This is a genomic window from Flagellimonas amoyensis, assembly GCF_003058265.1.
GTDB lineage: Bacteria > Bacteroidota > Bacteroidia > Flavobacteriales > Flavobacteriaceae > Flagellimonas > Flagellimonas amoyensis.
Window position 1 is genome coordinate 1 of the sequence record NZ_QBUK01000006.1, and the last position, 14,596, is coordinate 14,596.

Sequence of the window (14,596 nt, forward strand, 5' to 3'; positions counted from 1 at the left end):
TTGTCCGCATCGTCCACGTTGTCCACATTGTCCGCAAAACCTGCAGGAACTCCCGTTAGGCTGCTCCACTGTCCGTCGAAATCGTCGGTGGAATCCAAGTCCAGATTGGCCGGTACGTTGGTCAGGTCTCCGAAGTCTCCACTGAAGTCATCAGTACTGTCCGTATCCAGGTTCGGGAACTCGTTGTTCACCGCAGTGGCCACTTGGGCGTCTGTTAAAGTAGTATCAGTATCAATCAATGCAGCTAAATCTGCCAAGGCAACCGAAAACGTATTTCCCTCAGAATCAGTTATCACCAAATTCGTGTTCGTGCTATCAATGCCGTATGAAGTGATAATTGTGTTGGTGTCCGTGAACGTATCACTCAAACTGCTCAAATCCACATTAACCGTACCTCCGTTCTCTAAGGTCAATGCCAACGTATTTGTTACCCCATCAAAAGTAAATCCTGTCAATTGCTGGTCATCGGTCGAGGTAAGTTCCCACGAGCTCCCATCCCAAAAATAGATAGTCCCCGTATTGGTATTCACATAAATATCTCCTGTATCGGCACCGGATGGAGTAGTCGCTCCCGGGCTGGATACTGCGGTTCCTTTGAGAACCTCGCAATTGCATTGGTCCTGTAAGGTGACCGTGGTCTGCGAAAAGGCAATTCCAGAAAACAGAAGGAACAATAGGGCTAAAATGCTCTTTTTCATGAGGTCAATATTAGTTGAGGGTCGGTATATGTTATTCTTTGCTTCAAAAGTGTGTTTCTGCAGGCTTTTCTCTTGTTCAGCACTCCGCATTTTACTACACCCTACAAAATTACCTCTACATTCAGCAGCGGAAAATATTTGTTGTGTATGCCCCATATCCAACTGTATAGTCCTTGAATTTTGAGGTTTCATACCAAAAACTGTGATTTTAAAAAACCGTTTATCGATGAAAGCAGTACAGATAGCGGTTACGAAGGGAGAGCACCTTTATGCGAAAAAGATTACATAAACCTAAAAAAAGCCCCATTTATCGAATTCATGGGTTGCATGTGTATTGTGGAGGCTTGTAGCGTTGATCAAACCAAACAGTGTTTTTGGGTGAAAATTCCCCTCATTTTGAAGATGCGGAAATGGCTTATCCCATTTGTGTCCAATCTACTGTTGACCATAAAAAAAACATGCGAACAGGTCCTTATTTTAGACTCATTCGCATGTCCGTTGCCTGTTGATGAGGCTAAAAATTATTCGAAGATGATGAACTCTGATCTACGGTTCAGCTGGTGCTGCTCGTTGGAGCATGGGACACCGTTAAAGCATTCGTTCACCAATCGGGTCTCCCCAAATCCTTCGCCTTGAAGTCTATCAGGAGATATTCCTTTGGATATCATATAATTGACCGTTGATTCCGCTCTTTTTTGTGATAACCAAAGGTTATAGGCGTCGTTTCCTCGGCTATCGGTATGAGAATTCACCTTAATCTTTAAGCTAGGGTATTTTTCCATGGCCACGATCACTTTTTGTATTTCCAGTTCGGCATCCGGACGGATGTTAAATTTGTTCAAATCGAAATAAATCGTGCTCAACTGTAGCAGTTTGGCCAAATCGTCACCAAAGCCACCCGTGATCAGATCCCGCTCCAAATAAAAATCAATAATCCTTGGTTTGCCGTAAGATTTGTTCAAATATTCCTCTGCCGGCACATAGCCATCCCTGGAAGCTCTTACAAAATTACCCTTGGAACAGTCCAATTGAAGGACATAGTTTCCGTTGGAATCGGTTATGGTGGACGAGACTTCCCTGTTTTCCTCATCGATGACCACCACAGTGGCACCGGCCAGCACTTCATTGGAAATACGGTCCCTCACGGTTCCCGTTACTTCTTGAAGGCAATCCAAGACCAAGGGCTCATTCTCCACAAATTGATAGATATCATCATCCCCCATTCCGCCTTCCCTGTTGGAAGAGAAATAGCCCGACTTGCCCTCTATGTCATAAATAAAGGAGAAATCGTCGTTGGGACCGTTGATAGGCTTTCCTACGTTCACGACCGGTTGGTCGTACTCATCAAAGGCAATCTTTGTAGCAAACACGTCCAATCCACCCAAACCTTGATGACCATCCGAAGAAAAATATAGGACACCGTCCTTGGTAATGAACGGAAAGGTCTCCCGGGCCATCGTATTGATGTTCTTGCCCAAATTCACAATGGGGCCATAGGTTCCATCACCTATGATCTGCGTCATGAATATGTCCGACGCCCCCAAGCTTCCGGGCATGTCCGAAACAAAATACAGCCGTTTTTCATCTGGGCTCAACATGGGGTGTGCCACCGAATAGGAATCACTGTTGAACGGCAGTTCTGTAATGTTGGTCCATATCCCATTGATGTTTTCCGCGCTATAGATCTTCAACCGGGTGATGCCTTCTTCATCCTTACGCTTTTTGCCATCCATAAAATTGTTACGGGTGAAGTACATCATCAAGCCATCCTTCGTGACCACAGATGTGGATTCATGGAGCCTTGTATTCACATCCCCTTCCAACTTCACAGCCCTGCCGCTCGACACACTGTCCGCATCGACCTTGTACAGGTCCAAAAAGTCCCTAGAGTTCCAGGTATGCCTATATCTGGCCAAATTCCCTGTGTCCCTATCCGAGGCAAAAATGAGCCCTTTTTCATAGTAAGAGGCAGCAAAATCGGAGTATTTGCTATTGTAGCCGAACGGTTTTACCGTATATCTTCCCGAATTCTTCTCGATCTTGGCCATGTAGTCCTCATCAATGTCAAGGTCTACGGATGTCATCTGTTTGAATTCTGCCATCAGACGGGAGGCTTCTTCGTAATCGCCCAATGTTTTCAAACTTTGTGCGTACCTGAAAATATCCTCCACTTCCATTTCATCGGGATAGGTCTCTTCCAATCGTTTATAAATGGCAGCGGCCTCGGTATACTTGGCATTGAAGTAGTATGAATTCCCCAAACGCTTCAATAGGTCCGAAGAAACGTAGCCCCTATCCAGTACTTTTTTGTAAATATCTATGGCCGGACTGAAAGAATATTCCTTGTATCGCTGGTCTGCCCTTTCCATGACCCTTTCGAGCTGCTTGCCCTGAATGGTATCCTGCCCGGACATCTTTACAACATATCCTGAAAATACAATGAGAAGTATGAGTGTTCTTTTTAACATGCTTGACCCGTATTAAAAGAATCTTGGTGACACGGTTCTTTGAAATCTCTTCAACAGTTCCAATCTGAGGAATATTTCAAACGAGCCATCGTTGAACTGGGTCCCTCCCAATTCTGTGGTCTCCCTATCGTATGCCAGACCTACCATAAGCTGTTCCGTCAACTGAAAACCTACCAGACCGCTCAGAGCGGCATCCCAGCGGTATGCAGCGCCAAAGCTGAACTTGTCGGCAAACAGAAAGCTGGCGGACATATCGACCTGCAAGGGTGCTCCTCCAACTGCCTTGGTCAACAAAGCGGGCTTGAACTTCAAATCGGGGCCCATATCGAACACATATCCGGTAATGAAGTAAAAATTCATTCGCTCCGCGGATTGAAAATTGACCGACCCATCTGAATTATCATTGTCGAAATACTCGGATTCCAGCACATTTGGTGCGGACAAGCCTGCATAAAAGCGATCGGTATGATAGTATACCCCCAGTCCAAAATTTGGATTGAACTTGTTATCGATATTGTCCTGGCTCACCACTTCTTGGTCAAAGTTCCTCAAACCATTAAAATCCAAGCTGAGCATGTTTCCGCCCAACTTCAGCCCGAAGGACAACTTGGCGTCCATGGACACTGGTATGGTATAGGATATGGCGGCATCCAAATACGTTTCCTGCACCACACCATCACCTATGTTATCGTTTACGATGGATATACCGTATCCCAACCTGCTGTTCCTGATCGGGGAGTGAAGGTTCAAGGTAAAGGTCTCCGGTGCCCCGTCCAAACCTACCCATTGCGAGCGGTATAGTCCGGCAAAGCTCAACTGCCCCCTAGATCCGGCATAAGCAGGGTTCACACTCATGGTGTTGTACATATATTGCGTGTACTGCGCATCTTGCTGGGCCATAAGGCCCTGAAATGTTATTCCAATGAACAAAAACGGAATTAAAAAACTCTTTTTTATCATTCTATCTATGGTTACCTGCTTATATATATGTATTCGGAGTCCGTAAAACTTCCTTCCGCCGTTTCATAATTAAAGATATAAAAATACACCCCGGCAGGAAGATAACTGTTCACCCCAATGGACGACCTTCCCCTGGAACGACCATCAAACACATTGTTGATATTGTCATAATTTTTTCCTTCGTAAACCGCCACACCCCATCGGTTAAAGATTTTCAGGGAACTTGACCGTATCTTGTTCACTCCCCTGATGAAAAGGAAATCATTCTTCAGATCTCCATTGGGTGTTAGCATTTGGTTCACTTCAATTTTCTCATCATCGGTACCATCATTTTCAACCTCCACCGTCACAATTGCCGTGTCGCAGTTTTCCGGATTGGCCGCTTCACAGATCGTATAGCTAATGGTATAGGTACCTTCGGCAGTATCAGGTTCCACACTTATGCTACCGTCCGGGTTGATGGTCAACACATCTGTTGGTGTGCTGGTCAAGATCACATCCGCAAAATCTATCGACTCCCCGTTCAAGGTATCGTTGGACAATACATTGCTGTCAGGGATTACCCCACCAGTCTCGCCATCCGCGGTATAGGAATCGTCCACCGCATCGATGATATTCCCCATGCCTGAGCTCACCTCAACGGTCACCGTGGCCGTGTCGCAATTGTCCACATTGGCCGCTTCGCAGATGGTATAGTTGATGGTATAGGTGCCATCGGCAGTACCTGGCTCCACACTCACGCTACCATCAGGGTTGATGGTCAACACATCTGTTGGTGTGCTGGTCAAGATCACATCCGAAAGGTCTATCGACTCCCCGTTCAGGGTATCGTTGGACAATACATTGCTGTCAGGGATTACCCCACCAGTCTCGCCATCCGCGGTATAGGAATCGTCCACCGCATCGATGATATTCCCCATGCCTGAGCTCACCTCAACGGTCACCGTGGCCGTGTCGCAATTGTCCACATTGGCCGCTTCGCAGATGGTATAGTTGATGGTGTATGTGCCATCAGCCGTTCCAGGCTCCACGCTCACGCTACCGTCCGGGTTGATGGTCAACACGTCCGTTGGTGTCGAGGTCAGGATCACATCGGAAGGGTCAATCGCTTCCCCATTCAAGGTATCGTTGGACAACACATTGCTGTCGGGAATCACCCCACCCGTTTCACCATCCGCGGTATAGGAATCGTCCACTGCATCAATGGTATTTGCACCAACTTGAATATAAACTGTTGCCGAAGCACAGACGCTAGGATCTGGCAGCACATTACATACTTCATAGACAATAGTGACCGTGGTGTTGGATTCAGATGCTACCGGGGTATAGGTCATGAAACCCGTTTCGGCATCAAAAGAAACCGTGCCCAAGGCATTTCCCCCTATTCTGGACAAATTGGTCACCCCTAAGTTATTTCCATCATTGTTTGGAAGATAATCGTCGTTTTCCAAAATATTTAGGGCCACTTCTGTAAGGGCGGGGGTAGCACCTGAATCATCCCGTGCGGTTGCCACCAAGGGGTCTGGGTCGGTTCCATTTGGATTGCCATCATCATCACAATCCAATGCGTTCCAATCGACAGAAGGTGTCAATGTAATGCTATCCGGGTTGTAATCACAAGGATCCAACGGATCGGTGCCATCCTCTTTTTCGTCTTCGTTGGTCACGCCATCGCCATCACAGTCCGATGTGTTCCATGTAGAAGATGGGTCCACGGTTTGGCTGCCCAACACAAAACTACAGGGGTCCTGAGGGTCCGTTCCGTCCTCTTCCTCATCTTCATTGGTAACACCGTCACCGTCACAATCGGCATCAAGGTAATCGCCACTTTGTGGCAAGGTCACGCTCTCTGGTTTATAGTCGCAAGGATCCAACGGATCGGTGCCATCCTCTTTTTCGTCTTCGTTGGTCACGCCATCACCATCACAGTCTGATGTGTTCCATGTTGAAGATGGGTCCACGGTTTGGCTGCCCAACACAAAACTACAAGGGTCCTGGGGGTCCGTTCCGTCCTTTTCCTCATCTTCATTGGTAACACCATCACCGTCACAATCAGCATCAAGGTAATCGCCACTTTGTGGCAAGGTGACACTCTCTGGCTTATAGTCGCAAGGATCCAACGGATCGGTGCCATCCTCTTTTTCGTCTTCGTTGGTCACGCCATCACCATCACAGTCTGATGTGTTCCATGTTGAAGATGGGTCCACGGTTTGGCTGCCCAACACAAAACTACAGGGGTCCTGAGGGTCCGTTCCGTCCTCTTCCTCATCTTCGTTGGTGACACCGTCACCGTCACAATCCGCAGTACGGTAATCGCCACTTTGTGGCAAGGTCACACTCTCCGGTTTATAGTCGCAGGGATCCAACGGATCGGTGCCATCCTCTTTTTCATCTTCGTTGGTCACGCCATCGCCATCGCAGTCTTCCTTTTTCCACTTGTCGGAAGGCTCACAGTCCTGATGCTCCAAAACAAAATCACAGGAATCTAACGGGTCGGTGCCATCTTCCTTCTCTTGGCCATTGCTTACGCCATCGCCATCACAGTCTTCCTTCTTCCACTTGTAAGAAGGTTCACAATCCTGGTGCTCCATCACAAAATCACAGGGATCCAACGGATCGGTGCCATCTTCCTTCTCTTGTCCATTGCTTACGCCATCGCCATCACAGTCATCCTTCTTCCATTTGTCGGAAGGAGTACAGTTTTGATGTGCCAATATAAAATCACAAGGATCCAACGGATCGGTACCGTCCTCTTTTTCTTTTCCGTTGGTCACGCCGTCACCATCACAATCCTCTTTTTTCCACTTGTCGGATGGAGTACAGTTTTGATGTGCCAATATAAAATCACAGGAATCCAATGGGTCGGTCCCGTCTTCCTTTTCTTTTCCGTTGGTCACACCATCACCGTCACAGTCATCCTTCTTCCATTTGTCCGAAGGTTCACAGTCCTGATGTGCCAAAATGAAATCGCAAGGATCGTTCGGGTCGGTCCCATCCTTGGCTTCTTGATCACAGCTTACACCATCTCCATCGGCATCCTTTAATGACGTTGCGGAAAATAAGCTTGCCCCTGTTCGCGGCATATACTCCTTAGTATCAAAAGAAGCATTGCTGTATGCGGAAACAGGCACTGCACTGCAATAAAGTGTTATGAATAAAATACCACGGACCGCTCTTTTTAGAGTCCGCTCAAAAGTAATGTTCTCCATAAATGATTAAGTTTTGGTCAACTAATCACCATGGCTTTGTAGTTGTTCTCGTTTGTGTAAGAAAATTGGGGTTTTCTTATTTTTTGTACTCTAGCCCTTTCGACACATGTTCATACAAAACGGTCACATAATTAAAGTTTTTGCGGTTCACCTCCTATTTTTCTCGATAAAAGGCGCAATACTCATTATTATGTACCCATTTATGATCTATTGCAGTTTTCGTCAATAGAATGTACGACACAAGCCCAACGGACAGATGTCAAAAAACAGGCTGAAATTACTTTTCTTTTCGATCTTACCCGCCTTTGTCCCATCATTTTTTTCCAATGATATCAACAATGGGATATCTCTTACAAAATGAGTACTGAAACATATAATTCCCCTATTTTTGCCCAAATTTTTGTTGATGGATTTTGAAAAGGAAATAAATAGACGAAGGACATTTGGGATCATCTCCCACCCTGATGCGGGAAAGACAACGCTTACGGAAAAATTGCTCTTGTTCGGAGGGGCCATCCAAGAGGCCGGTGCCGTAAAAAGCAACAAGATCAAAAAATCCGCCACCAGTGACTTTATGGAGATAGAGCGCCAAAGGGGAATCTCCGTGGCCACTTCCGTATTGGCCTTTATCTATAAGGACAAAAAAATCAACATTCTGGACACGCCCGGACACAAGGATTTTGCAGAGGACACCTTTAGGACACTGACCGCTGTGGACAGTGTGATTGTCGTCATCGATGTGGCAAAGGGTGTGGAGGAACAAACGGAGAAGTTGGTAGAGGTGTGCCGTATGCGCAACATCCCCATGATCGTTTTCATCAACAAATTGGACCGTGAAGGTAAGGATGCCTTCGACCTTCTGGATGAAGTGGAACAAAAATTGGGATTGTCCGTCACCCCATTGAGTTTTCCCATCGGCATGGGTTATGACTTCAAGGGAATCTACAATATCTACGAGAAAAACATCAACCTCTTTAGCGGTAGTAGCAAAAAGAACATTGAGGAAACCATTGCCTTTGATGACCTGGACAGTCCTGAACTGGAAAAGATCATTGGCACAAAGGCCGCTGAAAACCTGAGGGACAACCTGGAACTGGTGAGCGGCGTGTACCCTCCCTTTGACACCGAAACTTATTTGAAAGGACAGCAACAACCTGTCTTTTTTGGTTCGGCCCTGAACAATTTTGGAGTGCGTGAGCTGTTGGACTGTTTTGTGGATATTGCCCCACCACCGCGTGCAAAAATGGCCGAGGAGCGTTTGGTCAAAGCCAATGAAAAGGATTTTTCCGGTTTTGTGTTTAAGATCCATGCCAATATGGACCCCAAGCACAGGGACCGACTTGCTTTTATCAAAGTGGTTTCCGGCACTTTTGAACGGAACACTCCGTATCTCCATGTACGTCATGACAAAAAACTGAAGTTCTCCAGCCCCAACGCCTTTTTTGCTGAAAAAAAGGAAATCGTGGACATTTCCTATCCTGGTGATATTGTCGGGTTGCACGATACGGGCAACTTCAAGATCGGGGATACCCTGACCAGTGGAGAGCAATTGCACTATAAGGGTATTCCCAGCTTCTCCCCGGAACATTTCAGGTACATCAACAATGCCGACCCCATGAAGGCCAAGCAATTGTATAAGGGCATCGACCAGTTGATGGACGAGGGTGTGGCACAGTTGTTCACCTTGGAACTGAACGGAAGAAAAGTGATAGGAACCGTGGGCGCCCTCCAATATGAAGTGATCCAATACCGATTGGAGCATGAATACGGGGCCAAATGCACCTACGAAAATTTCCCAGTGCACAAAGCGTGCTGGGTGGAACCCACGGACAAGAACAATGAGGAGTTTGCCGAGTTCAAACGGGTGAAGCAGAAGTTTTTGGCCACAGACAAACGCGGACAACTGGTCTTTTTGGCAGACTCCCCATTTTCCCTACAAATGACCCAACAGAAATATCCCTCGGTAAAACTACATTTCACCTCGGAGTTCGAATAGAAGCTGAATTCCGAAGAAGGCATTGTGGTTGCGACCATGGGATTATTCCCTTGGATATGAGCCCATTGTACCCACCATTCATCTTTTTTTGTACATTGGCTGTAAGTAACCAATACATAAAAAGATATGACTACAACAACGGTAAAACCACCTACTTGGTTCTGGGTGGTGGGCGTTATCGCTCTTTTGTGGAACTTGATGGGTGTTTTCAACTATCTGAGCCAAGCCTTCAACAAACAGCTTATCCTGGAAGGTCTGGACGAAGCACAGCGCGGGGTTTTTGAAGGTATCCCGGCCTGGGCAACAGCTGCCTTTGCAATTGCCGTATTCTCGGGAACACTGGGCTGCATTGGTCTTTTGCTCCGAAAAAAATGGGCACGCCCCCTTTTTATCATTTCATTGCTTGCCGCGATAGCACAGTTTGGCCATTGGCTTTTCATCAACAATGCCGTGGAAGCGTTTGGCCCTTCCTCCTATGCCATGCCCATCATCGTTATCCTAATTGGGATCTATCTGATCTTCTTTTCCAAACAGGGAATCCAAAAAGGTTGGTTGAAGTAAGTACATAAAAAAAGCCCCAAACTTTGTTTGGGGCTTTTTTTTATGCTTCTCCCGTAGGTCCGAAGTTCAAGGGAATGGCAGGTTGCTCATAATCCTTGATGGTCCCGTGGGTCTTTTCGAACCGGGCCACATTATCGTTCAGTGCCTTTAAAAATTTTTTGGCGTGCTGGGGCGTCAGGATGATGCGGCTTTTCACCTTTGCCTTGGGCGCACCGGGCATCATACTGATAAAGTCCACCACAAACTCCGACACGGAGTGGTTGATGATCGCCAAATTGGAATAGGTTCCCTCAGCGGTCTTCTCGTCCAGTTCAATATTGATCTGTTTCTGTTTTTCTTCTGCCATTGGCTTATTTTATAAAAAGAAAACCCCGGCCAATGGCCAGGGTTCTTTATTTAGAATTTGAATTCCTCTTTTCGGGCCATGATCTCATCGTACTCCTCTTTGGAACCTACGATGATGCTGTCATAATCCCTCATACCGGTACCGGCAGGAATCTTGTGTCCAACGATCACATTCTCCTTCAATCCTTCCAAGGTGTCCACTTTACCGTTTACAGCGGCTTCGTTCAACACTTTGGTGGTTTCCTGGAACGATGCTGCAGAAATGAATGACTTGGTCTGCAACGATGCCCTTGTGATACCCTGAAGAATCGGAGTGGCAGTGGCTGCCACAGCGTCCCTTGCAGTCACCAAGGTCTTGTCCTCTCTCCTTAGGATCGAGTTCTCATCCCTCAATTGACGGGCCGTTACAATCTGACCAGGCTTCAACCTTTCGGAATCCCCTGCATCCTCGACAACTTTCTTACCAAAGATTTCATCGTTCTCATTGATGAAGTCATCCTTGTGCACCAATTGGTTCTCTAAGAAAGTGGTATCCCCAGAATCCTGGATCTGGACTTTACGCATCATTTGTCGAACTACAACCTCGAAGTGTTTGTCGTTGATCTTCACACCTTGCAAACGATATACTTCCTGTACTTCGTTCACCAAGTATTGCTGTACGGCAGATGGTCCTTTGATAGCCAAGATATCCTCTGGGGTAATAGATCCATCGGACAATGCCATACCGGCGCGTACGTAGTCGTTTTCCTGTACCAAGATCTGGTTGGAAAGTTTCACCAAGTACTTCTTCACCTCTCCGGCCTTGGACTCGATGACGATCTCACGGTTACCACGCTTGATCTTACCGAAGGACACTACACCGTCAATTTCCGTTACCACTGCTGGGTTGGATGGGTTACGTGCCTCGAAAAGCTCGGTCACCCTTGGAAGACCTCCGGTAATATCCCCTGCCTTGGCAGATTTACGTGGGATCTTCACCAAGATCTTACCTTCCTTGATCTTCTCACCGTCGTCCACCATCAAGTGGGAACCAACCGGCAAGTTGTATGAACGTATGGTCTCTCCCTTACCATCCTTGATCAAAAGGGTTGGAATCAATCTCTTGTTCCTGGATTCGGAAATTACTTTTTCCTGGAAACCGGTCTGTTCATCGATTTCCACCTGATAGGTCATACCTTGCTCAATATTCTCATAGGCGATCTGTCCTGTGAATTCGGACACGATGACACCATTATAGGGATCCCATTGACAGATAACGGTTCCTTTGGCTATCTTCTCACCGTTCTTGACGAACAATTGGGAACCATAAGGAATGTTATTGGTACTCAACGTAATGCCTGTCTTGGCATCCATGATCTTGATCTCAGATGTTCTGGAAATCACGATATCGGATTTGCTTCCGCCATTGTCAACTCCTTCAACAACCCTGAGGTCTTCGATCTCGGCAACACCATCAAATTTGGCTTCCAACTTGCTGTCCTCGGAAATGTTCCCTGCAATACCCCCAACGTGGAAGGTACGCAGTGTCAACTGTGTTCCAGGTTCTCCAATGGACTGCGCCGCAACTACACCAACGGCTTCACCGCGCTGTACCATTTTGTTGGTGGCCAAGTTTCTTCCGTAACATTTTGCACAGATTCCTTGGGCCGCCTCACAGGTCAATGGTGACCTTACCTCGACCTTCTCTATTGGAGCTACTTCCACCTTTTTTACATCGGCTTCAGAAATTTCCTGGCCTGCTTTAAGGATAAGCTCCTCGGTCAATGGATTATATACATCGTGCAGCGATACCCTACCCAAGATTCGTTCACCAAGGGTCTCCACTACTTCTTCGTTCTTCTTCAAGGCTTCCACCTCGATGCCCCTCAATGTTCCACAATCCTCGGTATTGATGATCACGTCTTGGGAAACATCCACCAAACGACGGGTCAAGTATCCAGCATCCGCAGTTTTCAAAGCGGTATCCGCAAGACCTTTACGCGCACCGTGGGTAGAGATAAAGTATTCCAAGATGGACAATCCTTCCTTAAAGTTGGAAAGAATCGGGTTTTCAATGATCTCTCCACCACCTGCAGTCGATTTTTTAGGCTTGGCCATCAAACCACGCATACCGGTCAACTGGCGGATCTGCTCCTTGGAGCCCCTCGCACCAGAATCCAACATCATATACACGGAGTTGAACCCTTGCTTGTCCTCACGGATACGCTTCATGGCCAATTCGGTCAACATGGCGTTGGTAGAGGTCCAAACATCAATGACCTGGTTGTATCGCTCATTGAAGGTGATCAGACCCATGTTATAGTTCATCATGATGCCATCCACCTGTTCGTTGGCCTCGGCGATCATTTCGTGTTTTTCCTTTGGAATGATGATATCTCCCAAACTGAAGGACAGACCTCCTTTGAAAGCGAAATCATATCCCATGGATTTGATCTTGTCCAAGAAATCGGCCGTGGTAGGCACATCGGTCACCGCAAGGATGTCCCCGATGATGTTCCTCAAGGATTTCTTGTTCAGAACCGTGTTGATGTATCCTGCTTGTTCAGGCACCACGGTGTTGAACAATACACGTCCCACAGTGGTCTCGATGATCTTGTTCACCAACTCCCCAGCTTCATTGAAATCCTTGGTCCTTACCTTGATAATGGCATTAAGGGCAACCTTTCTTTCATTGAAGGCAATTTCCACTTCCTCGGAAGAATAGAAGGTAAGCCCTTCTCCCATTACTGGCTCTTCTGGAGTAGATCTTTTCTCTTTGGTCATGTAGTACAGACCCAAAACCATGTCCTGGGAAGGTACGGTGATTGGAGAACCGTTCGCTGGGTTAAGGATGTTCTGCGAAGCCAACATCAATAGCTGTGCTTCCAAAATGGCCTCTGGCCCCAATGGCAAGTGAACTGCCATCTGGTCCCCATCAAAATCCGCGTTGAATGCGGTACAGGCCAATGGATGCAGACGAATCGCCTTTCCTTCGATCAGTTTAGGCTGGAACGCTTGGATACCCAATCGGTGCAATGTGGGGGCCCGGTTCAACAATACGGGGTGTCCTTTAAGGACGTTTTCAAGGATATCCCAAACTACGGGCTCCTTTTTATCAATGATCTTCTTGGCAGATTTTACGGTCTTTACGATACCTCTTTCGATCAACTTACGGATGATGAACGGTTTGTAAAGCTCAGCCGCCATGTCTTTTGGCAGACCACATTCGTACAGTTTCATTTCCGGTCCAACGACGATCACGGAACGAGCGGAATAATCCACACGTTTACCCAAAAGGTTTTGACGGAAACGACCCTGCTTACCTTTCAAGGAATCTGAAAGGGATTTCAATGGCCTGTTCGATTCTGTTTTTACCGCAGAGGCTTTTCTGGTGTTATCGAAAAGGGAATCCACAGCTTCCTGAAGCATACGTTTTTCGTTCCTCAAGATCACCTCTGGTGCCTTGATCTCCATCAAACGCTTCAAACGGTTGTTACGGATGATCACTCGTCTGTACAAATCGTTCAAATCGGAAGTGGCGAAACGACCACCATCCAACGGCACCAATGGACGCAATTCCGGTGGGATCACAGGGATCACCTTCATGATCATCCACTCTGGGTTGTTCTCACGGTTGTCCTGCGACTCACGCAATGCCTCAACCACTTGAAGACGTTTCAATGCCTCGGTCTTACGCTGCTTTGAGGTCTCGGTGTTGGCCTTGTGACGAAGTTCGTACGACAATTGTTCCAAATCGATCCGAGCCAATAGGTCGATCAAACACTCGGCACCCATTTTGGCGATGAACTTGTTGGGGTCGGTCTCTTCCAAGTACTGGTTCTCGGTTGGAAGCGACTCCAAAATGTTCAAATATTCCTCTTCGGTCAAGAAATCCAACTTTTGAATCTCCTCTCCTTCAGGACCTTTGGCAATACCGGGCTGGATAACCACATACCTTTCGTAGTAGATGATCATGTCCAACTTTTTGGAAGGCAATCCCAAAAGGTATCCTATTTTGTTCGGCAACGAACGGAAGTACCAGATGTGTGCTACGGGTACAACAAGATTGATGTGACCCACACGATCTCTACGTACTTTCTTTTCTGTTACCTCTACACCACAACGATCACAAACGATTCCACGGTAACGGATACGCTTATACTTTCCACAGGCACATTCATAATCCTTTACGGGACCGAAAATACGCTCACAGAACAATCCATCACGCTCGGGCTTGTGCGTTCTATAGTTAATGGTTTCAGGCTTCAACACTTCGCCACGGGACTCGGCCAAGATGGACTCTGGTGAGGCCAATCCGATGGAGATCTTGTTAAACCTTTTTGGTGCGTTATTGTCTTTTATTCTAGCCATAACAATATG

Annotated in this window: 8 protein-coding genes; 2 read left to right on the top strand and 6 right to left on the bottom strand. The window is 46.9% G+C overall.

Annotated features, from left to right (window positions below; all coding sequences use genetic code 11):
• The 4 genes from DB398_RS09365 to DB398_RS09380 all read right to left on the bottom strand — a co-directional run.
• Positions 1 to 698 (bottom strand): hypothetical protein (locus DB398_RS09365; RefSeq protein ID WP_159076385.1); only part of this gene is annotated, 698 nt, incomplete at its 3' end.
• Between the two features lie 521 nt (positions 699 to 1,219).
• Positions 1,220 to 3,166, bottom strand: coding sequence for an OmpA family protein (locus tag DB398_RS09370; RefSeq protein WP_108424143.1), 1,947 nt, complete (start codon positions 3,164 to 3,166; stop codon positions 1,220 to 1,222).
• 12 nt (positions 3,167 to 3,178) lie between these two features.
• Positions 3,179 to 4,126, bottom strand: a complete 948-nt coding sequence (locus tag DB398_RS09375) for a PorP/SprF family type IX secretion system membrane protein (protein WP_108424144.1) — start codon at positions 4,124 to 4,126, stop codon at positions 3,179 to 3,181.
• 11 nt (positions 4,127 to 4,137) lie between these two features.
• Positions 4,138 to 7,335, bottom strand: a complete 3,198-nt coding sequence (locus DB398_RS09380; protein WP_108424145.1) for a T9SS type B sorting domain-containing protein — start codon at positions 7,333 to 7,335, stop codon at positions 4,138 to 4,140.
• A gap of 406 nt (positions 7,336 to 7,741) precedes the next feature.
• Here DB398_RS09380 and DB398_RS09385 point away from each other — a divergent pair, with 406 nt between their 5' ends.
• Both DB398_RS09385 and DB398_RS09390 read left to right on the top strand, forming a co-directional pair.
• Entirely contained in the window at positions 7,742 to 9,331 is a 1,590-nt protein-coding gene (locus tag DB398_RS09385; RefSeq protein ID WP_108424146.1) for a peptide chain release factor 3, read from the top strand.
• A gap of 126 nt (positions 9,332 to 9,457) precedes the next feature.
• The gene (locus tag DB398_RS09390) at positions 9,458 to 9,892 is read left to right on the top strand and encodes a hypothetical protein (protein WP_108424147.1); all 435 of its coding nucleotides are present in this window, start codon (positions 9,458 to 9,460) and stop codon (positions 9,890 to 9,892) included.
• Between the two features lie 40 nt (positions 9,893 to 9,932).
• Here the strand turns inward: DB398_RS09390 and DB398_RS09395 are convergent, their stop codons facing one another.
• Both DB398_RS09395 and rpoC read right to left on the bottom strand, forming a co-directional pair.
• Positions 9,933 to 10,238: a DUF3467 domain-containing protein gene (locus tag DB398_RS09395; protein WP_108424148.1), complete on the bottom strand. Its 306-nt coding sequence runs from the start codon at positions 10,236 to 10,238 to the stop codon at positions 9,933 to 9,935.
• A gap of 50 nt (positions 10,239 to 10,288) precedes the next feature.
• Entirely contained in the window at positions 10,289 to 14,587 is a 4,299-nt protein-coding gene (gene rpoC, locus DB398_RS09400) for a DNA-directed RNA polymerase subunit beta' (RefSeq protein WP_108424149.1), read from the bottom strand.
• Positions 14,588 to 14,596: the final 9 nt, after the last annotated feature.

Bases quoted from the DNA above. Each gene is read 5' to 3' on its own strand.
- DB398_RS09390 (WP_108424147.1), top strand. From the start codon at position 9,458: ATGACTACAACAACGGTAAAACCACCTACTTGGTTCTGGGTGGTGGGC.
- rpoC (WP_108424149.1), bottom strand. From the start codon at position 14,587: ATGGCTAGAATAAAAGACAATAACGCACCAAAAAGGTTTAACAAGATC.
- DB398_RS09395 (WP_108424148.1), bottom strand. From the start codon at position 10,238: ATGGCAGAAGAAAAACAGAAACAGATCAATATTGAACTGGACGAGAAG.
- DB398_RS09370 (WP_108424143.1), bottom strand. From the start codon at position 3,166: ATGTTAAAAAGAACACTCATACTTCTCATTGTATTTTCAGGATATGTT.
- DB398_RS09375 (WP_108424144.1), bottom strand. From the start codon at position 4,126: ATGATAAAAAAGAGTTTTTTAATTCCGTTTTTGTTCATTGGAATAACA.
- DB398_RS09380 (WP_108424145.1), bottom strand. From the start codon at position 7,335: ATGGAGAACATTACTTTTGAGCGGACTCTAAAAAGAGCGGTCCGTGGT.
- DB398_RS09385 (WP_108424146.1), top strand. From the start codon at position 7,742: ATGGATTTTGAAAAGGAAATAAATAGACGAAGGACATTTGGGATCATC.